At 71.5% G+C, this 25,311-nt stretch carries 21 protein-coding genes; 7 read left to right on the top strand and 14 right to left on the bottom strand.

The window, feature by feature from the left end:
• The first annotated feature begins 126 nt into the window (after positions 1 to 126).
• The 3 genes from D473_RS0103985 to D473_RS0103995 all read left to right on the top strand — a co-directional run bounded on the left by D473_RS0103985 (position 127) and on the right by D473_RS0103995 (position 4,350).
• On the top strand, positions 127 to 663 hold the full coding sequence (locus tag D473_RS0103985; RefSeq protein ID WP_017607798.1) for an NUDIX hydrolase family protein: 537 nt from the start codon (positions 127 to 129) through the stop codon (positions 661 to 663).
• A 68-nt stretch (positions 664 to 731) separates the two neighbouring features.
• A complete protein-coding gene (locus tag D473_RS0103990; RefSeq protein ID WP_017607799.1) occupies positions 732 to 1,409 on the top strand; it encodes a nucleoside/nucleotide kinase family protein in 678 nt (225 codons plus the stop codon).
• Between the two features lie 1,198 nt (positions 1,410 to 2,607).
• The gene (locus D473_RS0103995; RefSeq protein ID WP_017607800.1) at positions 2,608 to 4,350 is read left to right on the top strand and encodes a GAF domain-containing sensor histidine kinase; all 1,743 of its coding nucleotides are present in this window, start codon (positions 2,608 to 2,610) and stop codon (positions 4,348 to 4,350) included.
• Between the two features lie 31 nt (positions 4,351 to 4,381).
• Here D473_RS0103995 and D473_RS0104000 read toward each other — a convergent pair whose 3' ends face one another.
• Positions 4,382 to 5,038: a response regulator gene (locus D473_RS0104000; protein WP_017607801.1), complete on the bottom strand. Its 657-nt coding sequence runs from the start codon at positions 5,036 to 5,038 to the stop codon at positions 4,382 to 4,384.
• A 274-nt stretch (positions 5,039 to 5,312) separates the two neighbouring features.
• Here D473_RS0104000 and D473_RS0104005 point away from each other — a divergent pair, with 274 nt between their 5' ends.
• Together D473_RS0104005 and D473_RS0104010 are read left to right on the top strand one after the other, a co-directional pair.
• Entirely contained in the window at positions 5,313 to 5,876 is a 564-nt protein-coding gene (locus tag D473_RS0104005) for a pyridoxamine 5'-phosphate oxidase family protein (protein WP_017607802.1), read from the top strand.
• A 270-nt stretch (positions 5,877 to 6,146) separates the two neighbouring features.
• Positions 6,147 to 8,396, top strand: a complete 2,250-nt coding sequence (locus D473_RS0104010) for a DUF6351 family protein (RefSeq protein WP_033352593.1) — start codon at positions 6,147 to 6,149, stop codon at positions 8,394 to 8,396.
• A 36-nt stretch (positions 8,397 to 8,432) separates the two neighbouring features.
• Here D473_RS0104010 and D473_RS0104015 read toward each other — a convergent pair whose 3' ends face one another.
• The 5 genes from D473_RS0104015 to D473_RS0104035 form a co-directional block, all read right to left on the bottom strand.
• Complete coding sequence (locus tag D473_RS0104015) at positions 8,433 to 9,131, bottom strand: class I SAM-dependent DNA methyltransferase (RefSeq protein WP_017607804.1); 699 nt, start codon at positions 9,129 to 9,131, stop codon at positions 8,433 to 8,435.
• A 76-nt stretch (positions 9,132 to 9,207) separates the two neighbouring features.
• Positions 9,208 to 9,726, bottom strand: a complete 519-nt coding sequence (locus D473_RS0104020; protein WP_017607805.1) for a copper chaperone PCu(A)C — start codon at positions 9,724 to 9,726, stop codon at positions 9,208 to 9,210.
• A 16-nt stretch (positions 9,727 to 9,742) separates the two neighbouring features.
• Positions 9,743 to 10,978 (bottom strand): Dyp-type peroxidase, encoded by a 1,236-nt coding sequence (locus D473_RS0104025; RefSeq protein ID WP_017607806.1) that lies wholly within the window; start codon positions 10,976 to 10,978, stop codon positions 9,743 to 9,745.
• On the bottom strand, positions 10,975 to 11,577 hold the full coding sequence (locus D473_RS0104030; protein ID WP_017607807.1) for an SCO family protein: 603 nt from the start codon (positions 11,575 to 11,577) through the stop codon (positions 10,975 to 10,977). The genes D473_RS0104025 and D473_RS0104030 overlap by 4 nt, the downstream gene beginning before the upstream one ends.
• A 112-nt stretch (positions 11,578 to 11,689) precedes the next feature.
• Entirely contained in the window at positions 11,690 to 12,274 is a 585-nt protein-coding gene (locus tag D473_RS0104035; protein ID WP_017607808.1) for a hypothetical protein, read from the bottom strand.
• A gap of 117 nt (positions 12,275 to 12,391) precedes the next feature.
• Here D473_RS0104035 and D473_RS0104040 point away from each other — a divergent pair, with 117 nt between their 5' ends.
• On the top strand, positions 12,392 to 12,952 hold the full coding sequence (locus D473_RS0104040; RefSeq protein ID WP_241474701.1) for a hypothetical protein: 561 nt from the start codon (positions 12,392 to 12,394) through the stop codon (positions 12,950 to 12,952).
• Positions 12,953 to 12,974: 22 nt separating this feature from the next.
• Here the strand turns inward: D473_RS0104040 and treZ are convergent, their stop codons facing one another.
• From treZ to treY, 3 genes are read right to left on the bottom strand one after another with little or no spacing between them, the layout of a single operon-like run.
• Complete coding sequence (gene treZ / locus D473_RS0104045) at positions 12,975 to 14,744, bottom strand: malto-oligosyltrehalose trehalohydrolase (RefSeq protein ID WP_033352654.1); 1,770 nt, start codon at positions 14,742 to 14,744, stop codon at positions 12,975 to 12,977.
• A gap of 52 nt (positions 14,745 to 14,796) precedes the next feature.
• Positions 14,797 to 15,651, bottom strand: a complete 855-nt coding sequence (locus D473_RS0104050) for a putative RNA methyltransferase (protein WP_033352595.1) — start codon at positions 15,649 to 15,651, stop codon at positions 14,797 to 14,799.
• Between the two features lie 13 nt (positions 15,652 to 15,664).
• The gene (treY, locus tag D473_RS0104055) at positions 15,665 to 17,977 is read right to left on the bottom strand and encodes a malto-oligosyltrehalose synthase (protein ID WP_026126583.1); all 2,313 of its coding nucleotides are present in this window, start codon (positions 17,975 to 17,977) and stop codon (positions 15,665 to 15,667) included.
• Between the two features lie 174 nt (positions 17,978 to 18,151).
• Here treY and D473_RS0104060 point away from each other — a divergent pair, with 174 nt between their 5' ends.
• On the top strand, positions 18,152 to 19,297 hold the full coding sequence (locus D473_RS0104060) for a phosphate ABC transporter substrate-binding protein PstS (protein ID WP_017607813.1): 1,146 nt from the start codon (positions 18,152 to 18,154) through the stop codon (positions 19,295 to 19,297).
• Between the two features lie 9 nt (positions 19,298 to 19,306).
• On the opposite strand, the gene D473_RS0104065 is transcribed toward D473_RS0104060, so the two are convergent.
• From D473_RS0104065 to D473_RS0104085, 5 genes are all read right to left on the bottom strand, one after another.
• Complete coding sequence (locus D473_RS0104065; protein WP_026126584.1) at positions 19,307 to 20,938, bottom strand: glycosyltransferase; 1,632 nt, start codon at positions 20,936 to 20,938, stop codon at positions 19,307 to 19,309.
• A gap of 222 nt (positions 20,939 to 21,160) precedes the next feature.
• Positions 21,161 to 21,334, bottom strand: a complete 174-nt coding sequence (locus D473_RS27585; protein WP_017607814.1) for a hypothetical protein — start codon at positions 21,332 to 21,334, stop codon at positions 21,161 to 21,163.
• Positions 21,335 to 21,379: 45 nt separating this feature from the next.
• Positions 21,380 to 22,414, bottom strand: a complete 1,035-nt coding sequence (locus D473_RS0104075) for a C40 family peptidase (RefSeq protein WP_017607815.1) — start codon at positions 22,412 to 22,414, stop codon at positions 21,380 to 21,382.
• A gap of 470 nt (positions 22,415 to 22,884) precedes the next feature.
• A complete protein-coding gene (locus tag D473_RS0104080; protein ID WP_017607816.1) occupies positions 22,885 to 24,783 on the bottom strand; it encodes a S9 family peptidase in 1,899 nt (632 codons plus the stop codon).
• Between the two features lie 134 nt (positions 24,784 to 24,917).
• Positions 24,918 to 25,256 carry an Rv3235 family protein gene (locus D473_RS0104085; RefSeq protein WP_083917899.1) on the bottom strand — a complete coding sequence of 113 codons (339 nt, stop codon included), beginning with the start codon at positions 25,254 to 25,256 and terminating at the stop codon, positions 24,918 to 24,920.
• Between the last annotated feature and the right edge of the window lie 55 nt (positions 25,257 to 25,311).

Below are 25,311 nucleotides of genomic sequence, written 5' to 3' on the forward strand. Positions count from 1 at the left end.
CGGACACTCCGGACTTCTCACGGCACTGTGCGTTCGCCGGACCTGTGCGGTAGAAGCGAGAGGGCACACTTCGCGTCCAACGAAGGGAGGGAGCGGCGTTCCCGCTCCGGGCCCGCCGCGCACCCGATGACCGAAACCGCCGACACCCAACCGGGTTGGTTCTCCGCCGAGGAACTCCAGAACGTCCGCGGGCGCATGCCCCTGCTCTACGTGCAAGCCGTCCCCGTCCGTGTCGACGAAGCAGGCATGGTCACCCACATCGGGCTGCTCATGCGCGCCGACGAGAGCGGGGACTTCAACCGGTCGGTGGTCTCGGGACGTGTGCTCTACCACGAGCGCATCCGCGACGCCCTCCTGCGCCACCTGGAGAAGGACCTGGGGCCGGTGGCCCTGCCGCGCATCCCGGCGTCGCTGCAGCCGTTCACCGTCGCCGAGTACTTCCCCACCCCGGGCATCACCCCCTTCCACGATCCCCGCCAGCACGCCGTGGCCATGGCCTACATCGTTCCGGTCACCGGTGATTGCCAGCCCCGGCAGGACGCGCTCGACCTGGTCTGGCTCACCCCCGAGGAGGCCGCGGACGCGACGGTGCGCGAGGAGATGACCGGTGGCCAGGGGGCCCTGGTGCGCCAGGCGCTCGCGCACGTGGGCCAGGTGCCCTGAGCGCGGCCACACGCCGCTGCACGGCCTCGGGTGCAGGAGGGCGCGCCCGGGGCCGTAGTCTTTCCTCCATGCCGGAGTCCCTCGTCGCGCACGCACTGTCCCTGGTCCCCTCGAGCGAAGGCCGGCGTACGGTCCTGGCGTTGACGGGGCCGCCCGCCGCCGGCAAGTCCACGCTCGCCCGCTACCTGGTCCACCAGGTCGAGGAGAAACTGGGCAGGGGCACGGCCGGGTACCTGCCCATGGACGGCTTCCACCTGTCCAACGGCCAGCTGGACCGCCTGGGCCGCCGCGACCGCAAAGGCGCCCCCGACACCTTCGACGCCCACGGATACGTGGCGCTGTTGCGCCGGCTGAGGGCGGAGACCGATCACCCGGTCTACGTGCCCGACTACGATCGCGTCCTGCACGAACCCGTGGCCGCCCGGCACGTGGTCCTGCCGCACACCCGGTTGGTGGTGACCGAGGGCAACTACCTGGCTTTCGACGAGGAGCCGTGGTCCTCGGCGTGGGAGATCTACGCCGAACTGTGGTACGTGGATGTGCCCGACGCCGACCGCGAGCACCGGCTCGTGCGCCGCCAGGTGCGCGGGGGCGCGGACGTGCACCAGGCGCGGGCATGGGTGGAGCGCAGCGACCGGCCCAACGGGGAGCTGGTCAAGGGGATGCGGGAGCGGTGCACCCGTGTGGTGCCCGGGGGCCAGGTGCCGCGGGGGTGGTGGAAAACGAGGCGCCGAAAACAGAAGTAGGGACGCTCGGGTCCCAAGCCGTGCCACACGGACCTTCCCGCCCCGAACGGAAGGTCCTCACCGCCGGACTCGTGAGCGCATCGACATGGCTCCCCCACGCGTGGGTGAGAGAGGCACCCAGGCTTTTCCGTCCGCCCTCTTCGAGGAGTTCGCCCGAGGCCTCCATCCGCGCGAGCGGGGCGAGCAACCCGGCCCTGAGCCCATCGATGCGGGCGTGCACCGCTTCGATGCGTTCCAACACCCCCGCGGCCGCACCGAAAGGAATGTCACCCCCGAAAAAGGCGATGACGTCCTGGACCGCAGCACCCAGCGCAGCAACGGCCGCGTCGGGGGCCGTTCCTGTTCCGGGTACTGCGGTGTGTTCCGTCATGCTCCCACTCCAAGAGAAACACCCCTGAAGACAACACTCCCCCGAATACAGAAAACCCTTACCTTTATCCACGAACCCGATTCGGAGCTCCCCGTGAATATTTCCCGAAAATGGCCTTGTGGGCAACTCCATGACCCCGCTTTCCCGGAGTAGGATGAGAGGCGCCCCGAGTGCGCACACCGGCCTGTCCCGGCCTCGATGCCGTCACCGGGAGCAGGCGGGGCCGGTCGTTGCTTCCGCAGGGGCGAGCCGCCATGCCCACACCGCAAGCGGTGGCCGCAATGTGGCCACCGCAGGGGGTTTGGCTTTTGGGATCCCACTTCTTCGGCCGGATGGGGGCCTGCGGCCGGCGGGTGTTCGGCGGCAAGAACGGGTCGGCCCGGCGTCAAGGGGTGGACCGCACACCCCGAGGCGTCCCACACCAACCGAGCAGGACGCCGCCACCATCCCTACCCGGGGAAAGGTGCGTGGGGGTGGCGCCGAAGCGGGCTGCGAAAAGCCCCGGCCGGGTTAGGCTCAACGCTCCGAGGAACACCACCCGACACCAACCACGAGCCCCTGCCCCTCCCGGCGGCGTCAATTCGTTGAAGCAACACCCTCACCTTCCCCCGGAAACCCCTCATGAACGCATGGTGCCGAAAGTCCCTACGAATCCATGACGCACGGCCCTTGCGCCCCACCCCGACTCAACATGATATCCCGCATTCCTCTCCTTGCGCCCTCGAACCACCCTCCCCATGCCCCGTACATGGCACTCCACAACGCCTTCTGAAAAGGTCCCCCTAGACTCGGAACCGCACTGTTTACCACTGCCGGGAAAGAGATTCCATGAGTGACACCGACGGCAGTCGCCTGAACACCGAACAGGAACGACTGTCCCTTCCCGAGGTGCGTCTGGACGACCTCCTGGACGAGGTCCGCTCCCGGATGAGCATGATCTCGGCGACGCAGGAACGCATCCGCACACTCCTGGAATCGGTGGTCTCCATCGGAGAGGGGCTGGAGCTCGATCCGCTCCTGGTCCGTATCGCCGAGACCGCGACGAGCTTGGTCAACGCCCGCTACGGCGCGCTCGGTGTGGTCGGTCCGGACGGCGAGATGAGCCGGTTCATCCCGGTGGGCCTGGCTGAGGACGAGATCTCCTGCATCGACCACTGGCCTCGGGGCGAGGGGATCCTCGGTCTACTCATCAAGGATCCCGAGCCGCTGCGGCTCAAGGAGGTCTCCGAGCATCCGGAATCGCGCGGGTTTCCCGAGGGCCACCCGCCGATGCACACGTTCCTGGGTGTGCCGATCCGGATCCGCGACCAGGTGTTCGGCAACTTGTACATGACCGACAAGCAGGACGGTTCGGAGTTCACCGGCGACGACGAGCTGCTGTTGCGGGCGCTGGCCACGGCGGCGGGTACGGCGATCGAGAACGCGCAGCTGTTCTCGGAGTCGCGCAGCCGGGAGACGTGGCTGAACGCCTCGGGGCGCATCACCACGACCCTGTTGTCGGGTGCGCCTCCGGAGGAGGTGCTGCGTCTGGTGGCGCAGCGGGCGCAGAACATGGCACAGGCCGACCTCGCGGTGATCGCGATGCCCGGGGAGGAGCCGGAGACCCTCACGGTGCGGGTCTGGGAGGGCCCCGAGCACCAGGCCCTGGCCGCGGGGACGCGGGGTGCGACACTCTCGTGCGCGGCCGAGACCCTGCTGGGCCGGGTCTACTTGGGTGGCCGACCGTTGCAGACCGACGTGTCGGAGAACTCGGACGGCGGCGCGGAGTTCCTGATCCGGCTCGGTATGGGCCCGGTGCTGGTGTTGCCGTTCGGCCCGCCCGACGGGGCGCGCGGGGTGCTGGTCCTGGCGCGTGAGTGCTCACGCCCGGACTTCCGGAGCAGTTGGTCGAACATGCTGTCCTCCTTCGCCAACCAGGCCGCGGTGGCGTTGGAGTTGGCGGAGGCGCGTCTGGACTCCGAGCGCCTGAGCGTGTTGGAGGACCGGGACCGTATCGCCCGGGACCTGCACGACACGGTGATCCAGCGCCTGTACGCGACGGCGATCACGTTGATGGGGACGGTGCGCCGGATCGAGGACTCGGCGTCGGCGACGCGGGTGCGCAACGCGGTCGACGACTTGGACGAGACGATCCGTCAGATCAGATCGACGATCTTCGCGTTGCAGAGTCCGGCGGAGGAGGACCAGTCGTGGTTGCGGTCGCGGATCCTGGACCTGGTCAACGGTGCGTCGGAGACACTCGGTTTCTCACCGCGTCTGCTCACACAGGGGGCGATCGACAACGCGGTGGACGAGCGGACGGGTGAGCACCTGTTGGCAGTACTGCGGGAGCTGCTGTCGAACGTGAGCCGGCACGCGGGGGCCACGTCGGTGGATGTGGAGGTGGCGGTGGGTGATGGTTCGGTGGCGCTTCGGGTGCGCGACAACGGGCGCGGGATTCCCGAGGGCGCGGCCCGTAGCGGGTTGCGCAACGCGGCCGTGCGGGCCGAGGAGCTGGCGGGCTCGCTGACGGTCGTGTCGGAGCCGGAACAGGGTGCGCTCGTGGAATGGGCGGTGCCGGTACGCCGGTGAGCCGCGCCGGCGGGGGCCGGGCCGGGCGGGCTCAGGCGGACTGTTCCATGGACAGGCGCACGGCGTAGGCAGCTGCCTGGGTGCGGCGTACCATGCCGAGTTTGGCCAGGACGCGGGAGACGTAGTTCTTCACGGTCTTCTCGGCGAGGTACATGCGTGCGCCGATCTCCCGGTTGGTCAGGCCTTCGCCGATGAGTTCGAGGACACGGCGTTCCTGTTCGGTGAGCTCGCTCAGGGGGTCCTTGCGTCCGGCCTGCTCGCGCAGGCGCTGGAGCATGCGCGCGGTCGACTCGGGGTCGAGCAGGGACCGCCCCTGGGCGACGGTGCGCACGGCGCCGACGAGGTCGGTGCCGTGGATCTGTTTGAGGATGTACCCGGAGGCTCCGGCCATCACGGCCCCGTAGAGGGCTTCGTCGTCGGAGTAGGAGGTGAGCATGAGCATGCGGGTCTCGGGCAGCATGGAGCGGATGTCGCGGCAGACCGTGACGCCGTCGCCGTCCGGCAGGCGGACGTCGAGGACGACCACGTCGGGCTCGAGGGCGGGCACACGGGCCAGGGCCTGCGCGGCGGTGCCGGCCTCGCCGACCACTTCGATCCCGTCCTCGTCGTCCAGGAGTGATCCGACCCCGCGTCGGACGATCTCGTGGTCGTCGACCAGGAACACCCGGATGTTGTCGTCGCCACCCATCGGGTGCGCACCTCCTCAGCGCTGGATGTGAACCCTGAGGCGGCAGTGCCGCCCCGGGCGGGGTCGAAACGCCCGTTCACCAGCTTAGACAGTGCGACTCGTCCGTAGGGCTGCCAAACGTCCCCTCCTGTTTGGGGCGTGTGTCCTGCCGGGTAATCGGGGGATGGGGACCTTCGCCGTGCGAGGGGTGACCGGCGGACCATGCCTTCGGGTTCTGGAACCGGGAGTATGGCGGGGGTAGGAAGCGGAAGGCACACCACCTGGGGGGCTTGTGATGGCTGAGACGAGCGGTGTCGGTGCTGGGCGGGGCCGTGGTGCGGCCCCGGGGGCCGGACCTCCTGGCCAGCGGGAGGCGGCCGAGGAGTTCGCCGGGTCCGACCGGCTCACCGAGAGCGAGACCCTTCTTGAGGGTGCCGACCTCGCTGAGACGGACGATTCCCAGTTCACGGTCCTGGAACGGCAGACCTGCTTCAACCTGATGGCCTCCCGTGACATCGGTCGGGTGGCCTTCACCATCGAGGGGGACGCCGCTCCGACGGTGTTGCCGGTCAACTATGCCCTCATGCACGACACGATCGTGTTCCGGTCGACGCTGGCCGGCACGATCATGCGGTTCGCCCGGGGCTATGCGGCCTTCCAGGTCGATCTCTTCGACGAGGAGCGCCGCGAGGGGTGGAGCGTGCTCGCCTCGGGACAGTGCCGATGGGTGCAGAACAGCGGGGAGTTGGCCCGCGTTCCGCAGGGCCGTCTTCCCCGGCCGTGGGCGAAGGGCGACCGGAACCAGATCCTGAAGATCACCCCGGGCCGGGTGTCGGGCAGGCGGATCGCCAGGGCCTGATATCGGGGTGTGTTTCCATCGGCGTCCGGTCCACTGCGGGGTGGGCCGGGCGTCCGCTTTTTCGGTCACATCCGTCATCCGGTGTTGTGTTGCGGTTCGCCGGGTTCGGGGTATCGATGCCGTCATGGGAGTGCAAAGCCCGCCTCTTCCCCGGTGTGTAGGCGTCACCGCCTGCGGGCCCGGGGGCACGATCGCCCCGTGCGCCTGCGATCTCCACGTTCTGCCGCCCGTCCCCTCTTCGCCCGACGTACCTGCGGGGGCGTCGGTCCCATGCGTGTGAGGCCTTGGGGCCGGTGCAGTCCGTTGGGCGCGGCCGTGTTGGCGGGGATCCTGGCGGCGTCGGGGACGACGTCGGCTTCGGAGCCGTCGGCGACGGCGGGGGCTCTTCCTGCTTCCTCGGCCCCCTTCGCCCCGGCGGCGGGCGGGACCGGTACGCAGATGTCGGTGTCGGTGCTGTCCTCTCGCCCGGACATGGTGACGGGCGGCACGGCGCTGGTGCGGGTGGAACCGCCGGCGTCCGTGGACCCGGAGCGGGTGCGGTTGCGTGCGGCGGAGGTGGACGTCACCGACCGGTTGCGGACGGTGGATGCGGGCGGGTCCCTGGTGTTGGAAGGTCTGCTCACCGGTCTGGCCGAGGGTGAGTCGGAACTGGTGGCTTCGGTGGACGGGCGGGACTCCGACGAGTTGACGGTGGTCAACCATCCCGCCGAAGGTCCGGTGTTCTCGGGCCCGCACCAGGATCCGTTCCTGTGCGACACCGGCCGGTTCGAACCGGCCGGGAGCGACGGCGCCACCCTGGGCCCGTCGTTGGACAAGGATTGTTCGGCCCGCACGGTGGTGCGCCACGTCTACCGCGACACGCACGGCCAGTGGCATCCCCTGCCCGACCCCGAGACGGTTCCCCCGGACGCGGACACGGCCACGACCGCGGACGGGGCGCGGGTCCCGTTCGTGGCGCGGGTGGAGACAGGCACGGTCAACCGCTCGGTGTACGAGACGGCCGTGCTGCACACCCCCGCGGAGGAGGACCCCGACCCGTGGACCGCTCCGCAGAACTGGAACGGGCGCCTGGTGTACAAGTTCGGGGGCGGTTGCACGGGCGGCTGGTACGTGCAGGGCCGCGGCACCGCGGGGGTGTTGGACGGCCCGATGCTCGCGCGCGGATACGCGGTGGCGTCGGCGTCGTTGAACGTGTTCGGCAACAACTGCAACGACCTGCTGGCGGCCGAGACGATGTCGGCGGTGCACCAGCGGTTCGTGGCGACGATGGGGGTGCCGCACTCGACGCTGGGGTGGGGGAACTCGGGCGGGGCGTACCAGGCGCACCAGATCGCCGACAACTACCCGGGGTTGTTGGACGGGATCGTGGTCTCGCAAGCCTTCCCGGACGTGGGTTTCTCCGTGGTTCCGGTGGTGACCGACGCCTTGCTGCTGCGTGAGTACGCCCGGGAGCACCCGGGGGAGCTGGACCGGGTCGAGCAGCATGCGGTGTCGGGGTTCCTGCAGTTCGAGAGCATCGACCGGTTGGCGCGTGAGGCCTCCCGGGTGGATCCGCGCGGAGTGTGCCGGGAGGATCTTCCCGAGGAGGAGCTCTATCACCCCGAGGACAACCCGGGCGGGGCTCGGTGCGAGGTGTTCGCCGCCACGCAGAACGTCTACGGCACGGACCCGGACACCGGTCTGCCGCGCCGCCCGTTGGACAACGTGGGGGTGCAGTACGGGCTGCACGCGCTCATGGAAGGGGTCATCGACACCGACCAGTTCCTGCACCTGAACGAGCACATCGGGGGGCTGGACGCCGACGGGGCGGTCTCCGGTGAGCGTACCGAGGCCGACGGGGCGGCGACGGAGGCGGCCTACCGGTCGGGGCGGCTGCTCAACGGCGGCGGGGGCCTGGCCGACGTCCCGGTCGTGGACCACCGTTTCTACCAGGACGATCTGCCCGGCGGTGACCTGCACATGCGCTACCACTCGTTCTCGGTGCGCGAGCGCATGGAGCGGGCCAACGGCACCGCGGACAACCACGTGATGCTGGTGGAGCACGGGGACCGCTCCCCCGACGGGTTCGTGTCCGGCTCACCCTTGGCCCTGCGGTCGTTGGAAGAGCTGGACGCCTGGGTGAGCGGGATGCGGGAGCAGCAGGCCCGGAAGCCGCATTGGGAACCGATCGACGCGATGCGTGCCTCCCGGCCGGACTTCCTGCAGGACTCGTGCTGGATCGGGACCGGCCCGGACGCCGAAAGGGTGGTGGGTGAGCAGTTGCCGCTGCCGGCCGGGCAGGGCGACCGGTGCGCCGACGCCTTCCCCGTGCACACCTCGCCGCGCATCGAGGCGGGCGGGCCGTTGGCCTCGGACGTGGTGGCGTGCACGCTGAAACCCTTCGACGCGGCGCGCCACCCCGGGGACTTCACCGGGGAGCAGGCCGAGCGTGCCGAGGAGGTCTTCTCCGAGGGTGTGTGCGACTGGGACGAGCCCGGGCGCGGTCAGCAGGGCCTGGGCGGAACCTGGCAACGGTTCTGAGCCCTGCGGCGCGCCCGCGGTGCGCGGTCGCAGGCCTCATACGGGCAGGTGCCAGGACAGGGCGAGGGAGACGGGGTGGCCGCGGAAGCGTTCCCACTTCGGTTTGGCCGCGATCCAGGTGTCGTCGACGGTGCCCTCGACCATGCCGGACAGCTGCCAGCCGGCGGCCAGGGCAGCGCGGACATGGTCGCTGATGAGGTGGACGTGGGTGGTGATGGCCACGTCCTCCCCCGAGGCGTCGGTGTAGTGGGTGGGCATGCCCGAGACCATCGCGAAGTGGGGGTGGTAGGCGGCCAGCAGGAACCGGCCCCCGGGGCGGGCCAGCCGGGCGGCTTCGGCGTACAGGGGCGCGGTGTCGGGCAGGTGCTCGTCGATGAGGGAGGCGACGACGGTGTCGTAGGCACCGGTCTGCAGCCCGCTCTCGCGCACGTCGGCGCGGGCGAGGGTGTCGTGGGCGCCGCGGGAGCGTGCCAGGTCGAGCATGCCGGTGCTGAGGTCGACGCCGTCGATGCGTGCGGCGCCGCGTGAACGCAGCCACGTGCCGGTGCGCCCGGTGCCGCAGCCCAGGTCGGCGGCGCGGGTTCGGTGCAGGTTCCCGGGGTTCAGGCGGTCCAGCAGGTCCAGGTCCATGGCGTCCGGGACGGAGCCGTCGTAGGTGGCGGACCAGCCGTCGTATCCGGTGGCCACATCGACGGTGCGGTAGTGGCGGGTGTCGAAGGCGGCGAAATCGGTCATGGGCACATGATGGCCGTCCGGGCGTGCGGGGGCCAACGGTTTCCCGCCCCGGGTGCAGGCCCCGGGGCGGGAGGGATCAGTGGTCGCCTCCGTGATCGGCCATGGCCTCCACCGGCACGGTGAGGTCGAGTTCGGTTCCCCCGTCGAAGGTGAGGGCGGTGGTGAACTCCTCCCCCTCGGTGAGCGGTTCGGGAATGTCCAGGACCATGACGTGGTATCCGCCGGAGGTGAGTTCGACGCTCTCCCCGGCCGGCACGGGGACCTCCTCGACCTCCTCCATACGCGAGACACCGCTTTCGTCGGTCCCGGTGGTGTGGAGTTCGGCCGTCTCGGAGACGCTGGTGACCACGCCGGTGAGGGCGTCGTCGTACTCGGCGCCGTTGGCGACCTCGAGGTAGAGCGCGCCGACCTCGGGGTTGGCCGGCTCGGGCATCCAGGCCCCGGACACGGTCAGATCGCCCTCCTGGGCGTGGCCGTGTCCGGATGCGTCGCCGGCGGTGCCTTCTTCCTCCGGGATGGTGGTGGAGCAGGCGGTGGCCAGTGCGAGCGCCGCGGCGGCGGACAGGGCGCGGCGGGTGCTCGTGTGTTCTCTCATGCGGTTTCCTCCCGGGTCACAGGTGGTCGAGGAGCGGGTGGGGCCGTCCGGGTGCGGTGGCCGGGACGGCGAACAGGGCGCTGCCCTCGTGGCGTACGTAGTCGTTGAGTGCGTCGCCGCCCTCGTCGAGGGATTGTTGGACGGCGGTGAATCCCCGGCGCGGATCGGCCTGCCAGGCGGTGAAGAGCAGCCCGGCCCGGCGCCGGCCGCCGGCTTCCCAGCCCAGGTCGTAGGAGAAGCTGCGGCGCGCCATGCGCGCACCGAGGGTGGCCTCGGGCGAGGCGAGCCGGATATGGGCGTGCTCGGGGATGACCGGGGTGCCGTCCTCGTGGCGTGCGGCCAGATCGGGCAGGTCCTCCTCGCGGTCGCCGCTCAGAGGGGCCCCGTCGGAGACTCGACGGCCGATGACCGCTTCGCGCTGGTCCACCTCACGGGAGAACCAGGTGTCGAGCAGCATACGGATGCGGCGCACGACGACGTAGGTGCCGCCGTCCATCCACGCCGGGTCCGGTTCGGTGTGGACCGCCCGGACCTGGGTGTCGAACAGGGCCTCACCGGGGTCGGGGTTGACGGTGCCGTCGATGTGGCCCATGAGGTTGCGGGGTGTGGCGGAGGGGTCGCGGGCGGCGGCGGTGGAGCGTTGGAAACCGGGCAGGGCCCAGCGCACACGGGCGTGGTCGCCCGCCAGGCCGACCAGATGGTCCACGGCCGAGCTGACCACGACGGGGTCCTCGGCGCCCACGTGCAGCAGGAGGTCGCCGTCGCAGTGGTCGGGATCCAGATCGTCGGCCTCGAACGAGGGCAGGTCCTCCATCTCCTCGGTACGGTGCGCGGTGAGCCCGGCCCGCTCCAGCAGGGAGGCGCCCACACCGGTGGTCACCCCCAGGGAGGCGGGGTGCAGGCCCTGGGTCGGCGAGCCCTCGGTGAGCTCGGAGAGGCCTGCTTCGTGCAGGGCGGGCACGTGGTCCTCCCAGGCCTGCAGGACCTCGCGGGCGGCCCGGCGCACCTCGGAAGCGTTCGCGCCGTTCAGGTCGAGGGCGAGCACGTGGACGTGGGCGGGTGTGGGCGCGGCCAGGGCCGGTGGGCGGCCTTCTGCGGTCTCGACGCGCCGGCGTGCGGGTGCCAGGGCCGGGTCCCCGCGCCGGGTGCCTTCGGCGACCGCGTGTCCCGCCAGTCCCCCGGTTGCCAGTCCGGCGGCCCCGGTGGCACCCAGGCCGGCGAACAGGCCCCGCCTGGAGGGGCCGGCGCTCACAGCAGGTCCTCGGCCAGGTCGGGCACCAGCGCGGCGATCTCCTCGGCCTCGGTACGGCCGTCGATGAACCCGGCGGCCGCGCCGTCAGGGGTCACCACAGCGACGCGTTCGCTGTGGGCGGCGTGGTAGTCCTCGTCCTCGGTCTCCTCGGGTATCTCGATGGGGATGCCGTAATCGGTGGCGGCCTCGACCGTGGTGTCGGCCTCGCCCCGGACCCCCTGGAAGTCGGGGTCGAAGCGTTCCAACCAGGTGCCGAGCTGCTCGTCGGTGTCGCGTTCCGGGTCGGTGGTGACCATGACCACGTCGAAGGGCCGGCCGGTCTCGGTCTCGACCTCCTCCAGGGCGAGGTTGAGCTCGGCCATGGTCATGGGGCAGACGTCGGGGCAACTGGTGTAGCCGAAGTAGAGCAGGGTGAGGCGGTCGTCGGCGACGTCGGTGAAGGTCCATTCCTGCCCGTCGACGGTGGTCAGTTCCACGTCGGAGGCGGGCATGGGGTCATCGGACAGATCGAGGTAGTACTCGGCGTCGGCGCCGGTGGAACAGGCGGTCAGGCCGATCAGGGCGAGTGCGGCCAGGGGCGCGGCGGTGCGCGTGGGCATGGTTCTCCTCGGACGGACCCGGTCCTGCCGGGCCGTGGACGTGGTGGGCCGGTGCCGGTGAGCGGGCAGCGCGGGCCGCACCCGCGGTGTGCGGGTGTGGGTCCGGAGCCGCTCAGGCGGCGGTCACCACGGCCGGCGGGCCGCGTACGAGGCGGGACCAGCCCAGAGGGGGCCTGTGGGGACGGTCGGGTCGCGCGGCGGTGCGGACACCGCCGGGGCGCAGGCGCACGGGTGCCGCGGCTGCCACGAGCAGGAACGGCAGCACCGAGGGCACCCGCCACGCCATGAAGCGCAGGAACGCGAAGAGGGCGCGTTCGCCGCGGTGCAGCCACCAGGCTCCTGCCAGGGCGGCGGCCCCGTGCAAGGCGAACATGCTCTCGGCGGGCAGGTCGGTGTGGGTGAGCGCCTCGGCGGTGTGGGCATGGGCGCCGCCCAGGGTCTGGGCCCGGCTGAAGGCCACGTGCAGGGCGAGTTGTCCCCATGCCGTCCACGCGGTCAGGGAGCCCAGCCCGTGGCGTTGCCCGGCGGCCGCCCAGGCTGTGACCAGGACCACGAGGGCGCCCAGGGCGAGCCCGAGGAGCGGCACGTCGTGTCCTGAACTCAGCGCGTGACCGTGCGCGGACAGATTGGTGCACACCAGGGTGAAGACCCCGGCGCGCAGCAGTCGGCACGGTCGGTTCTCGGGCATCTCCTGCATGCTCTCACCGGCAGGGACGGGGTGCGCACCGGGGTGGTCGCCCGGGCCGGGAGGGGCTGCAGCACCCGCGATTCGGGGCTCGTGGACACCCGTTCGGCGCCGCCTTAGCGTATGGGTATGCGCACGCCCCTGCCGCTCCTTCCCGCTCTCGTCCTGGCGTTGTGTCTGAGCGCCTGTGGCAGCGACGGGCCGACCCCGCTCGTGGAGGACCCCGCCGCCTCCGCGGCGGCCGAGGAGCCCTCACCGTCCGGGCCCCTCCCACAGGAACCCGGCCCTCCGGATCCCCCGGACGAGGAGCCCTCACCGCAGAGCACCGCCGACTTCGGTGAGGCCGTCGGGTTCGCGCACCCGGTGGGCCCGCACGGGGCCGATCCGGGCGAGGAGGCCGATGTGGTCTACACCGTGGACGGGGTGGAGCGCCCGTGGGCGGGCCGGGTCGACTTCACGGTGTCCGTCGAGGTACCGGAGCTGGCACGCACCTTCCCGCTGACGGACATGGAGGTGGTGTGTGAGGCGGGTCCGGAGATCCCCCTCGCGCAGACCGAGGAGCCGTTGGCCGCGGTGGAGCAGGGCACGCACGATTCCCGCATGTGGTGCGAGATCCCGGACGATGCCGACCGGGTACGCATCGTGGTGACGAACGGCGACGACGAGGCGGCTTTCGGCGGCAGTGTCTGACCCCGCCCTGCACCCTTGGCGCTCAGACCCGCACGAGGGCGAAGGACTGTCCGGGCACATGGACGGTGTTCCCGGCGATCTCGGGGCGGCCGTGGGCCGCCAGGAGCTCGGTGGGGGCCGTTTCCAGCTCGATCCCGGCGCTCTCGGTGCCCAGGTTGCACAGCACCCGCAGCCGGCCGCGCAGGAGCACGACCGTGCGCCCGCCGTGGCCGGTGAGAGCCCCGCAGCGGTCCAGGCGCGGGTCCGACAGTTCCGGTTCCGAGCGGCGCAGGGCGATGAGTGAGCGGTAGGTCGACAGGACCAGCGCGTGGTCGCCGCGCTCGCGCTCGCTGCGGTCCAGGACCGCGCTGTCGCGGGTGGCCGGATCCATGGGGTCGGGTACGTCCTCGGCGCGCCATCCCAGGGCGGCGAACTCGCGTCGGCGCCCCCGGCGTACCCCCTCGGCCAGGTCGGGGTCGGTGAAGGAGGCGAAGAAGGGCCAGGGTGTGCGCGCGGCCCATTCCTCCCCCATGAAGATCATCGGTGTGCAGGGCGAGCACAGCACGAGCGCGGCCCCGCACAGCAGCAGACCGGGCGGGACGTGTTCGGCCATGCGGTCGCCGCGGGCCCGGTTGCCGATCTGGTCGTGGGTGCTCAGGTAAGCCAGGAAGCGGTGGCCCGGGGTGCGGGTGGTGTCCACGGGGGCGCCGTGGGTGCGGCCGCGGAAGCTGGAGTGGGTGCCGGCGTGCCAGAAGACCCGGGTCAGGGTGGTGGGCAGCGCCTCGGGGGCGGCGAAGTCGGCGTAGTACCCGTGGGTCTCGCCGGTCAGTGCCACGTGCAGGGCGTGGTGCAGGTCATCGGACCACTGGGCGCTCATACCGAGCCCGCCGGCCTCGCGGGGCAGCACGGTGGCCGGGTCGTTGCGGTCGGACTCGGCGATCAGGCTCAGGGGCCGGCCCAGATGGGTGGCCAACGCCTCGACCTCGGCGGACAGCTCCGGCAGCAGCGGGTCCGCGCGTGTGTCGCGCAGGGCGTGCACGGCGTCCAGGCGCAGTCCGTCCAGGTGATGGTGGTCCAGCCAGTCGAGCACGCAGTCCAGGACGTGGCGGCGCACGTGGTCCGAGCCGGGGCCGTCGAGGTTGAGCGAGGGTCCCCAGTCGTTCTCCCCGCGGAAGTAGGGGCCGAAGCGGGGCAGGTAGGCGCCGGAGGGTCCCAGGTGGTTGAGGACCACGTCGAGCAGGACCGCCAGTCCCTGTGCGTGGGCGGCGTCGACGAAGGCCTTGAGTGCGTCGGGGCCGCCGTAGGGTTCGTGCACCGCCGACCACAGGACCCCGTCGTAGCCCCACCCGTAGGTGCCGTCGAAGGCGTTGAGCGGCAGGAGTTGGACGTGGGTGACACCGAGATCGGCCAGGTCGGGCAGGTGCTCGATCGCGGCGGTCAGGGTGCCCTCGGCGGTGAAGGTGCCCACGTGGAGTTCGTAGACGATGCCGCCGGCCAGGGGACGTCCGGTCCAGGCCCCGTCGGACCATTCGTACCGGTCGTGGTCGTGGACCCGGGAGGGTCCGTGCACACCCCGGGGTTGGTGGCGCGAGCGCGGGTCGGGCAGCGGGGCGGGACCGTCGTCGAGCAGGTAGGCGTAGTCGCTGCCCGGCCCTGCCCCGGGCACCTGGGCGTGCCACCAGCCGTGGGGACCGGGGCGCATGGTGTGGTCGCTGCCCTCGACACGGACACGGACGCTGTGTGCCTCGGGGGCCCAGACGCAGAAGTCGCCGTGCAGGCCCAGCCCGGCGGAGCGGGGCCCGTTCGGTCTCATGTGGTGGTTCACGGGCGGTGACCTACCCCGGACCACGGGTTTCGACCCCCGCTCAGAGCTGGGGTCGGGGCCGGTAGGTGTTCACCCGTACCGACGCGGTGACGGTGACGGGCTCGGGCAGGGCGGCGACCCGTGCGGTGAGTTCCTCGGGGGTGATGTGGCGGGCGCTGGGTCCCATACCGACGACGGTGGCCGCGTCGGCGTGGTCGAGCTCCATGGTGAACCGCAGCGGGGTGCTCTGCTGCGGGGCGAAGTGGCCGTCCAAGCTGTGGGAGAGGCGTTCGTCCTTGTCCGGATCGACCGCCAGCAGGCCGAGGGGTCCGCGGAGCTGGGCCAGGTGGTCGGCGCCGGGGGTGACCACGACGAGCAGTCCTTCGGGGCTCAGGACACGGTGGAACTCGGTGCTCTGGCGGGGTGCGAACACGTTGAGCAGGGCGTCGGCGGTACCGGTTCCCAGGGGCAGACCGCGCCAGGTGTCGGCGGTGACCGCGCCGGCGCGCGGGTGGACCTTGGCGGCCTTGCGGGCAGCGAACTTGGACACGTCGGTGGTGAGCCCGTGGGCACCGGGCAGGGACTCCAGCGCCAGGGCGAGGTAGTGGCCGGTTCCGCCGCCCACGTCGACGACCAGGGGTTCGTGGAGGCCGTCCAGAGCCCGGGCCAGGGCGTGGCCGATGGGGTCGTAGTGGCCGCTCTGTTGGAAGCGCAGGCGGTCGGCGACCATCTCCTTGGTGTCGCCGCTGCCGGGCGGGGTGGCTCCGGTGAGCAGGCCGGCGTAGCCCTCGCGGGCGAGGTCGAAGGTGTGGCCGGCCGCGCAGGCCAGTCCCCGGGGGCCGAGGGTGAGGCCGTCGCGGCAGACGGGGCAGGCCAGAGCCTGGAGCACGGGGGCGGGCGGGGTTCTTCTGGGCATGATCGGGACCAGCCTATCCCCTGGCCAGGACGGCAACGGGATAGCGGTGGAGCAGTTCGGCCAGGCGGGGTGCGGTGGCTCCGTCGGCTCGGGTGGAGGGTACGGCCTCGCCGGTGAGGCGGTCCGTCCAGGGACCCGGGGGCAGGGGCAGGACGGTCTCGCCCCAGCCGCCGGTGCTCTCCAGGGTGTGGGGCAGGCGGGTGCCGACGACGGCGAGGTCGGGGCTGTGGGCCCCGGGTGAGGTGCGTGCGAAGGCCAGGGCGTGGCGGGCTGCGGGGCCCTCGGCGTGCAGGGGTGTGTAGCCCCGGGGCATCAGCTCGCGGCGGGTGTGCAGACAGGTGCGGACCAGATGGAGTTTGGCGGCGCCGGTGCTGTCCACCGGGGGACGCCACCCGGCCTCGATACGGTCGAGGAGTTCGGCGCGGGTGCGGTGGTCGACGGGGCGGCGGTTGTCGGGGTCGACCAGGGACAGGTCCCAGAGTTCGGTGCCCTGGTAGAGGTCGGGTACACCGGGGCCGAGGAGTTGGAGGGCCTTCTGGGTGAGGGCGTTGCTCCAGCCGGGCAGGCGCACGCGGTCGACGAAGGCCGCGACGTCCTCGCGCAGGTCGGTGAGCACGGCCGGCGCCCAGTCGCGCACGGCCTGCTCGAAGCCGCGGTCCGGTTCGGTCCAGGAGGTACCGAGGCGGGCTTCGCGGGCGGCCTTGAGAAGGTATGCGGTGAGTCGGTCCTCGCCGATGGGCCAGGCACCCACGAGTGTCTGCCAGCCCAGCAGGTTCAGGGAGGGGTCGGGCAAGGGGCGGGTGGCCGACCAGCGGCGCACGGCATCGGCGAAGTCGGCGGAGAGTTCGGACAGGACCGCCAGGCGGGCGCGTACGTCCTCGGAGCGTTTGCTGTCGTGGCTGGACAGGGTGGTCATGGTGTGGGGACGGCGGGCCTCGCGCCGTGCGGCGGCGGTGTGGAAGGCCTCGGGTGTGAGGCAGAACCGCGCGGGGTCGCCGCCGACCTCGTTGAGGGCGATGAAGCGGGTGGCCCGGTAGAAGGCGGTGTTCTCGGTGCCCATGGCCACGACCATGCCGGAGGTCTGCTGAATACGCCGGGCGGCCTCCCCGTCGGGGTCCTGGCGCACGTGGTGGTCGAGGGCGGCCAGGGCGGTGGCCAGGTCGGGACGGCGCGTGCCGGCCAGGTCGACGGCGCGGGTCCACTCGGCCAGGCCCTCGGGCAGGTAGGTGCGGTAGACGGCGAAGGCGGCCAGGAGTTCGGCGACGGCCTCCTCCTCGTGCGGGGGCACGAGGGCGGCGATACGGCGCATCTCGGCGCGCAGCAGGGTCGAGGCGGCGTGGAGGCGGGCGGAGTGGTCGGTGGCCTCGACGTCGACGGGTACCCCTTCACCGGTGGCCAGGGCCGTCAGGTCGGCCTCGCCGGCGGGGTCGACGAGGACCCCGGTGTACTCGCGCAGGGCGTCGTAGCCGGTGGTACCGGCCACGGGCCAGCTCTGGGGCAGGTCCTCCTCGGGGGCGAGGATCTTCTCGACCACGATCCAGCCGGGGAACCGTGCGGTGAGGCGGCGCAGGTAGGCGCCGGGGTCGCTGAGGCCGTCGACGTGGTCCAGGCGCAACCCGTCGAGCTCGCCGAGCCCGGCCCAGCGCAGGATCTCGGCGTGGGAGGCCTCGAACACGGCGGGGTCCTCCACACGCACTGCGGCCAGCTCGTCGACGTCGAAGAAACGCCGGTAGGTGAGCTCGCTGTCGCCGCGCCGCCAGGAGACCAGACGGTAGTGCTGGCGCCGGTGCACGGTCTCGAGGTCGTCGCCGGATTCGTGGGTTCCGGGTGCCAGGGGGTAGCGCTTGTCGTGGTAGGCCAGGCACCCGTCGGCGATGGTGAGGGCCTCCTCGGCATCCTCGCCCAGGACCGGGATCAGCAAGGGCACCGACAGGTCGACGTCGAAGCAGCGTGCGTAGGGCGAGTCGGGGCCCAGGCGCAGCAGGTCCCACCACCAGGGGTTGGTGTCGGGGCGGGCCACGGACATGTGGTTGGGCACGATGTCGACGACCACTCCCATGCCCCGCTCGTGTGCCTTGTGCACCAGGGCTGATCTGGCCTCGTCACCGCCCAGGGCGGGGTCCACGGCGGTGGGATCGACCACGTCGTAGCCGTGTCGGGAGCCGGGGCCGGCCGTCAGGACCGGCGACAGATAGAGAGCTCCCACTCCCAACCGCTCGAGCTGGTCGAGCAGGCCCGCCGCGTCACGAAGCGTTAACCCGGCGTTCAGCTGGAGGCGGTACGTTGACGTCGGCGCGGAGGCCGGGCGGTTGTCGTGAGCGCTCATCACGTCCTGGGCCGTGCCCGCGTTCTCGGCGTGTCATGCGCACGCCCCCTCCCTCTCGGTGAGCTGCACGCCACACGTGGGCGTATTGGGGGTGCGGTGACGCCGATGATTGAATTCTCGACGGTGCCCGCCACCCGCGAGGACACCTCACCGACGAAGGGGATAGAAGCAGTCGTGTTCCCGTCCAAGAAGCGCTCGAGCGCGCACAGGCGCGGCGTCCACCAGGGTGCGGCCTCGGCCGCACTGGCCGGACTACTACTGGCAGCCACCGCCTGCGGCAGCGACAACGCGGTACCCGAAAGCGCAGCGCCGGAGGTTCCCGACGACCTGGAGTGTTTCTCCGGGAACTTGTCCGGTTCGGGTTCCAGCGCCCAGGAGAACGCCATGGCGACCTGGGTCGCCGGTTACCAGTCCGCGTGCGAGGACGCGGACATCTACTACGACTCGATCGGGTCCGGCGGGGGCCGGAGCCAGTTCATCGACGGAGCCGTGTCCTACGCCGGGACCGACACCGCGATGGAGCCCGCGGAGAACGAGGAAGCGCTCGAGCGCTGCGGCGGATCCGACACCGTGAACCTGCCCGCTTACATCGTGGCGATCGGTGTGGCCTTCAACATCGAGGGTGTCGACGACCTGAACCTGCGCCCGGACACGGTCGCCAAGATCTTCAACCAGGACATCACGCACTGGGACGACCCCGAGATCGTCGAGGACAACCCGGACGCGGACCTGCCGGACCTGAAGATCACCCAGGTCAACCGGTCCGACGACTCCGGTACGACGGAGAACTTCACCCGTTACCTGGAGGAGGCGGCCCCGGACTCCTGGCCCCACGAGGCCGGCGACCAGTGGCCGATCGAGCCGCAGGAGTCGGCCCAGGGCAACAGTGGTGTGGCCGACACGGTCTCGCGCGCCGAGGGCTCCATCGGGTACCTGGAGATGTCGCACCTGCACGGGTTGGACGCCGCCTCGATCGGTGTCGGTGACGAGTTCGTCGACATCAACCCGGAGGGGGCGGCCCAGGTGGTGGCCGACTCCCCGCGCCGGGAGGAGAACACGAGCGAGTACGACCTGGGTCTGGAGCTGGACTACGGCACGACCGAGCAGGGCACCTACCCGTTGGTGCTGGTCAGCTACGAGGTGGCCTGCTTGGAGTACGAGGACCAGCAGGAGGCCGATCGGGTCAAGGCGTTCCTGGAGTACGTGGTGAGTTCGGAGGGCCAGGAAGCCGCCTCGGCCGAGACCGACTCCTCCCCGGTCAACGACCAGCTGCGTGAGGATCTGCTGGAGTCGATCGACGCGATCGGCGTCCAGGACTGACCGACCGGGTCACCGCTCCCCCGCGCCGCGGCCGTCGGTGCGTCCTCCCCCGTGGGCCTCGCGGACACGCTGCCAGCACTCGCCGATCCATGCACCCAGGCGGCGCAGGGGTGAGCGGTACCGGCCTCCCCCGGTGGGAGCCGGCTCCTCGCCGCACGTGTCGGCGGGCGCGTAGTGGTCGGGCGCGCTGCGCGGCGGCTCTTCCCCGTGCCCGGCGCGGGGGTCGGGGGCCCGTCGCGGCAGAGGCGGAACGGAGCGGTACAGGGACAGGTCGGTGAGGATCTCCTCCCCGCCGTGGATGCGGTAGCGCCCGTGCAGGGCGGAGACGACCTCGCCGAGGTCCTCGCCCTCCTCCTGTGCGCGTAGGGCCCGGGCCAGCGCGCGGGTACGCCACAGGCGCACGCCCGGGGCGTTGGTGGCGGTGGCGGGGAAGAGCTCGGTGAGCCCGGCCCGGGAGCGTTCGGCCCCGGCCAGCAGCCGGGAGAGTGCGACCTGGCCCAGGCCGCGGACGACAGGCACCTCCAGCAGGAACGGCGAGGGAAAGGCCGTGCGCGGGGTGCCGGCGGCGAAGGCGATACGGGACTCGCGCAGGTAGTTGGCCTGGGTCAGGCGCAGGCCGAGCTGGAGCTCGCCGAGTTCCTCCTCCTCACCGGTGAGACTCTCCCAGTCGGCTACCAGGGTGATGAGCAGGTCGGTCTCGGCGCTGTCCAGGAGGCGGTCCACACAGCCGCGCACCAGATCGTAGGGGGCGCCGGAGATGTCGACGACGGCGTGCACGAGCGGGACGCGGCGCCGTTCGGCGGGTACCCGTTCGCGGTACAGGTGGGGATGGGGCATGAGTTCGGCCAGGACGTTGGTGCGGAAGCGTTCGGAGGGCAGGCGGGTGCGGAAGGTTTCTCCGGGGCCCAGGTGCCAGGCGGTCGCAGTGCGTTCGGGCAGCATGACGGCTCCGGCCTGCCAGAGCCGGTAGCCGAATTCGGTGTCCTGTCCGAGGTCGAGGTCGGGGTCCACGCCCCCGGCGATCTCGTACAGGCCCCGGCGCAGGCCGGCGGCGGCCCCGACGTAGGCGTGGAACCCGAGGTGGTCGGCCTCACGCAGGTCGTCGGTGTCGGTGAGGCGGCGTTCGACCCAGGCGTGGTGGCGGCCGTCGTCGAGGGTGTGGTGCAGGGCGCCCGACCGCATGAGGCCGAGCAGGTCGGCGGGGTCGTCGGGGATGTGGCCGGCGAAACGGACCCGGCCGAGGGTGACGCACTCGGGATGGATGTGGTGCCAGCGGGCCTGGGCCTCGACGAAACGCGGGTCGGCGACCATGTCGGCGTCCATCCACAGCAGGATCTCGCCGACGCTGGTGTGGGCCCCGTAGGCGCGGGCGTAACCGGCGCCGTGGCCGCCGTCGGGGGTGCGCACGAGGCGGGTGTTGGCGGGCCGGACCGGGGGCAGGCGCAGGGCGGGTGCGGAGTGGTCGTCGACGACGACGGCCTCGATGAGTTCGTCGGGGTAGGTCTGCACGGCCAGGGAGGCCAGGGCGAGGTCGAGCCGCTCCTGACCTCCGTGTGCGGGGAGCACGATGCTGACGGACAGACGTGGTGTCCCTTGCCCGAGAGCGGGTGGTGTCAGTGTGTCCCAGTCGTTGCCGATCACACGGGTGGTGACCCGCTCGACGCGTCCGCGGCGGGAGACTCCGTCAACTTGAGGCCCTACGTACTTATTGAGCGACACATAGTGACTATAGCCGTCTTCACCCGTCCCGGACGGTGATGCGCGGCCAGGTGTGGCGTGTGGCCGGCCCAGGCACGGCGAAGGGCGCGCCGCACGGCCTGCGGCGCGCCCCGAAAATCTCACGCGGCCACGGGGGCCGGGTCTTCAACGGACGTGGCCCGAGTTCTCGCGCATCATGCGTGCAGCGAGGTGGACCACCCCGACGGCGATGCCGATCACGAGGACCCACACGAGCAGGCCGAGGATCACCGACAGCACCCAGAAGAGGGCGATGACGGCGGCCGCACCCGCGGCGACCTTGAGCAGTACACGTCCCATATCGGGAAGAATACGTGTCCCTCACCTGGAGGTGAACACCCCGGGTCAGCCCACGCGCACGGCGGTGGTGAACACGCTGTCCCAGTAGTCGGCCAGGTTGACCTCCTCCAAGGGCTTGGAGGGGTTGGAGCCGTGGATCATCCGGCCGTTGCCGGAGTAGATGCCCACGTGGCTGGGTGATGCGGCGTCGTAGAAGAAGAGCAGGTCACCGGGTTGGACCTGGTCACGCGAGACCTGCGTTCCGGCGTTGACCTGGTCGTAGGTGGTGCGCGGCAGGTTCACCCCGGCCTGGGACCAGGCGGCCTGGGTCAGGCCCGAGCAGTCGAAGCTGTCGGGGCCGGTGCCGCCCCACACGTAGGGCTTGCCGATCTGGGCGCGGGCGAAGTCGAGGACGGCCTGGACGTCCCCGGAGGCAGCCGCCTCGCCCCCGCCGGAGGAGCCGCCGGCGGGTTCGGTGGAGGCCGTCGGGTCGACACCGCCCAGGCTGTCGAGCACCTCGGACTGCTCGTCCAGGGCCTGCTCGCCCTGTTCGAAGGAGGTCTCGGCCTCCTCCAGCGAGGTGGCGGCGCGTTCCTCGGCCTCGGTGGCCTGGGCGAGCAGGCGCTCGGAGCGGTCGACCTCCTCCACGTAGTCGGACAGGACCGCTTCCTGACCCACGGACAGGAAGTCCAGGTCGGCGATGGTCTGCAGCGCGTTGTCGGGCGATCCGCCGAAGAGGATTCCGGGAAGGCTGTGGGTGGAGCCGGTGTAGGTGCTCTGCGCGATGGCGGAGACCCGGCCCGACATCTCCTCGAGGTTCTCCTCGGCATCCTCCACACGTTCCTCGAGGTCGGACACCTCGGCCTCGGCTGCCTCGTGGTCCTCCTGGGCCTGGTTGTAGGCCTCGTTGAGTCCGGAGAGCTCCTCCTGGAGCTGTTCGTAGCGCTCCTGGGCCTCCTCCTCGGTCTGGTCGGCCAGGGCGACCCCGGAGGAGAGCAGGACGGAGCCCAGGGCCAGGGATCCGATGGTGGCGGAACGGCGGCTCGCACGGGAACCGCTCGCGGGGTTGCGAGTCAAGGGACCGCTGCCTTTCTCCCACATCCGTCTACCGGCGCAGGACGTCCCGACGGCACACCTGAACACAGGTGTGACCGGGGAGGTGTGGGAGGGGATCCCGACGGCGGCACGTGGAGAAGAGCCGCGGACGATCGGGCTGCTGCACCGGCCTCTGCTCCTGGGAAAGAGCGAACTACGAGCAGAGTTCAACGGCGAACCGGGCGCTGCCCCCGGGTAGGGACAAAAGTTGGCGAACCGGTTCAGGGGAACCCTAAAGCACCTCCCGGTCTCGACGCGACCCGATCGTGACCTTGGCCTGAACCGGCTTTGAGCTGCACGGACGTTCCCCGAAGCTTCTCAGGGACCCTCAGCACCCGTGCCACTGGCCCTCCCCTCGCCCGGGTTGCCGGCCAAGAGGAGACCAAACACGGCCACGCAGGTGAGACGGCTCACGACCGAAGCGGCAAGGGCGGCCGGGACCACATGCCCCGGCCGCCCTCACGGGGTCGGCGGCCTCACAGGTGACGCGACCACCAGTCCAGGACCGCCTCGAAACGGGCCACCCGGTGGCTGGGCAGACCCGAGCGCGAGAGTTCGTGCCCCTCCCCGGGGAACAGCAGGAACTCGGTGTCCTCTCGGCGGCGCCGCAACCGCAGATACAGACGCTGGGCCTGCTCGACCGGGCAGCGCCAGTCCTGTTCGGAATGGATGATGAGTGTGGGGATGTCGATGCGGTCGGCGTGGGCCAGCGGGCTCTGGCGGGCCCAGCCCTCCTCGGGCCCGTAGAGCGGGCCCGGAAAGAGCGAGCCGATGTCGGAGGAGCCCTCGAAGCTGTCGATGGAGGTCAGGGCCCGCTCGGGGATGGCCGCGCGGAAGCGCTCACCGTGGTGGGCCGCCATCCACGTGGTCATGTAACCGCCGTGGGAGCCCCCCATCACGCCGACCCGGCCGGCGTCCAGGCGCCCGTCGGCCAACGCGGCGTCCAGGAAGGCCAACAGGTCCGTGGCGCTCACACGGCCGACGTCGCCGATGATCGCCCGCGCGTGCGCCTGGCCGTACCCGGAGGAGCCGCGCGGGTTGCACAGCACCACCGCGTACCCGGCCTCCACCAGCACCTGGGTCTCGTCGAAGAGCTGAGGGCCGTAGGGGGCGAAGGGACCGCCGTGGATCATCAGCACCACCGGATGCGGTCCCTGCCCCTCGGGCACGGCGACCCAGCCGTGCACGGGATGGCCGTCGGGGGTGTACGCGGTCAGTTCGGCCACCGGGTGCGGGTCCAGCTCCGAGAGGGAGGTCAAGGGGCTCACCCCCTCAGGGCCGACCCGCACGAGTTCGCCGCTGCTGCGGCCGTCGGCGACCACGGCCACGGTGACACCGGCCCGGTGGTCGAAGGACTGGGTCTGGACCGGGCCGCCCACGAGGGTCTGCGGCTCTGCCCCGTCCAGAGGCATCCGCAGCAGGTGCACGGCACCGCGCCGATCGGCGAGCAGCAGGGCCCCGTCGTCGAGGATCCGCAGGTGTTGCTGCACGTGGGGACCGTCCTCCTCCCCGGTCAGGCGCACCGGTTCACGCCCGCCGTCGAGGGGGATCCGCCACAGGCCGGGGGTGCGGCCCACGAAGTCGCGGCCCTGGTCTCCGAACGCCTCACCGCAGAAGAAGACCGTGGTGCCGTCGGGGGCAGGGGCCGGGGCCTCGGCGCCGATACGGCCGTGGGTGAGACGGCGCGGCCGGGCCCCGTCCTCGGGGGCACACGCCCACAGGTCCGTGACCAGATCGGTGTCGGCCCCCTCGTGCAGGGACGCGCTGAAGAGGACCTCGCTTCCGTCGGCGGTCCATGCGGGTGAGTTGTGGTCGGCGCGGCCCCCGGTGACCTGCACGGGCGTCCCGATACCGGGCTCGGGATCCAGGGGCGCGGCCACGAACACGTGCCGGGGGCGGTCGCCGTGGAACCCGAGCCCGTCGATGCGGTACTTGAGGGTGGTGATGCGGCGCGGCGCCTCCTTGCCCGGTTCGGTGCCGGCGTAGCGGCCCTCGTCCGGAACACGTGCGGTGTAGGCCAGCCGGGTGGAATCGGGGCTCCAGGCGGGGGCGGCCGTACCGAGGGGGTGGTCGGTGGCCTTCCAGGGTTCACCGCCCTCCACCGGCAGGAGGTGGATCTGGGCCCGGTCGTCGGCGTCGGGGCGCAGGAACGCGATCCAGCGGCCGTCGGGCGAGTGGACCGGGCCGGAGTCGTGTTCGCCCCGGGTCAGGGGCCGGGGCGGTTGCGATCCGTCGGTGGGTACGGTCCACAGGCCGCCGACGTAGGTGTCCTTGTCCAGGTCGGGGCGGGTGAGGGCGAAGACCGCCCAGGAGCCGTCGGGCGACAGGGTAGGTGCGCCGAGACTGTGCAGACGGGCGAGGTCGGCAGGTTTCATAAATAAGTCGGCCGTTGCGGCGTGAGGGTGGGCCGCGGGCCTCCTCCTTCGGTGTGGGTGGCGCGTCAGCCTATCGACGCACGTGCCTGCGGTGCCAGGAGTCCGCCTCCCGGAGTTCCTGGCTCTTGCGGAGATCAGAGGTGGCCACGGGACCGGCGCAGGTCGGTCTCGAGCTGGGAGCACACCCAACGCCCCTGCCGGATCGCGGCGCGGAAGGCGAAGACCCGGCGACGGCACCGGCATCCGACGACGGCGCTGGCCTCGACCTGGTGGGGTACGGGGCTCTGGTGGAAGACCCGGGTCAGGCGCGGTGCGGTGCAGCAGGCCAGGCTGCTGCGCAGGGTCCGGAGCTGTTCGCGTACGGGCACGGTGAGCGCGGGGCTGAGGGACTCGGGGGTGCGCTGTCCGACGAGTACCTCGGCGATCTGTTGGGCGAGGCGGCACACCGCGGGCGGGGTGCGGTGTCCGCGCAACCGGCCGTGGCGGGGGGCGGGGNCTGGTGGGTCATGACCTTTCCCTTTCTTGTGG

The sequence above is a fragment of the Nocardiopsis xinjiangensis YIM 90004 genome (genome assembly GCF_000341145.1).
GTDB lineage: Bacteria > Actinomycetota > Actinomycetes > Streptosporangiales > Streptosporangiaceae > Nocardiopsis > Nocardiopsis xinjiangensis.

What these genes read in the sequence shown, in the direction of transcription:
- D473_RS0104040 (WP_241474701.1), top strand. Translation starts at nt 12,392, where the DNA reads ATGCGCACGCCCCTGCCGCTCCTTCCCGCTCTCGTCCTGGCGTTGTGT.
- D473_RS0104005 (WP_017607802.1), top strand. Translation starts at nt 5,313, where the DNA reads ATGGCTGAGACGAGCGGTGTCGGTGCTGGGCGGGGCCGTGGTGCGGCC.
- D473_RS0104080 (WP_017607816.1), bottom strand. Translation starts at nt 24,783, where the DNA reads ATGAAACCTGCCGACCTCGCCCGTCTGCACAGTCTCGGCGCACCTACC.
- D473_RS0104030 (WP_017607807.1), bottom strand. Translation starts at nt 11,577, where the DNA reads ATGCCCACGCGCACCGCCGCGCCCCTGGCCGCACTCGCCCTGATCGGC.
- D473_RS0103995 (WP_017607800.1), top strand. Translation starts at nt 2,608, where the DNA reads ATGAGTGACACCGACGGCAGTCGCCTGAACACCGAACAGGAACGACTG.
- D473_RS0104020 (WP_017607805.1), bottom strand. Translation starts at nt 9,726, where the DNA reads ATGAGAGAACACACGAGCACCCGCCGCGCCCTGTCCGCCGCCGCGGCG.
- D473_RS0104000 (WP_017607801.1), bottom strand. Translation starts at nt 5,038, where the DNA reads ATGGGTGGCGACGACAACATCCGGGTGTTCCTGGTCGACGACCACGAG.
- D473_RS0104015 (WP_017607804.1), bottom strand. Translation starts at nt 9,131, where the DNA reads ATGACCGATTTCGCCGCCTTCGACACCCGCCACTACCGCACCGTCGAT.
- D473_RS0104035 (WP_017607808.1), bottom strand. Translation starts at nt 12,274, where the DNA reads ATGCAGGAGATGCCCGAGAACCGACCGTGCCGACTGCTGCGCGCCGGG.
- D473_RS0104075 (WP_017607815.1), bottom strand. Translation starts at nt 22,414, where the DNA reads ATGTGGGAGAAAGGCAGCGGTCCCTTGACTCGCAACCCCGCGAGCGGT.
- D473_RS0104010 (WP_033352593.1), top strand. Translation starts at nt 6,147, where the DNA reads ATGCGTGTGAGGCCTTGGGGCCGGTGCAGTCCGTTGGGCGCGGCCGTG.
- D473_RS27585 (WP_017607814.1), bottom strand. Translation starts at nt 21,334, where the DNA reads ATGGGACGTGTACTGCTCAAGGTCGCCGCGGGTGCGGCCGCCGTCATC.
- D473_RS0103985 (WP_017607798.1), top strand. Translation starts at nt 127, where the DNA reads ATGACCGAAACCGCCGACACCCAACCGGGTTGGTTCTCCGCCGAGGAA.
- treZ (WP_033352654.1), bottom strand. Translation starts at nt 14,744, where the DNA reads ATGAGACCGAACGGGCCCCGCTCCGCCGGGCTGGGCCTGCACGGCGAC.
- D473_RS0103990 (WP_017607799.1), top strand. Translation starts at nt 732, where the DNA reads ATGCCGGAGTCCCTCGTCGCGCACGCACTGTCCCTGGTCCCCTCGAGC.
- D473_RS0104050 (WP_033352595.1), bottom strand. Translation starts at nt 15,651, where the DNA reads ATGCCCAGAAGAACCCCGCCCGCCCCCGTGCTCCAGGCTCTGGCCTGC.
- treY (WP_026126583.1), bottom strand. Translation starts at nt 17,977, where the DNA reads ATGAGCGCTCACGACAACCGCCCGGCCTCCGCGCCGACGTCAACGTAC.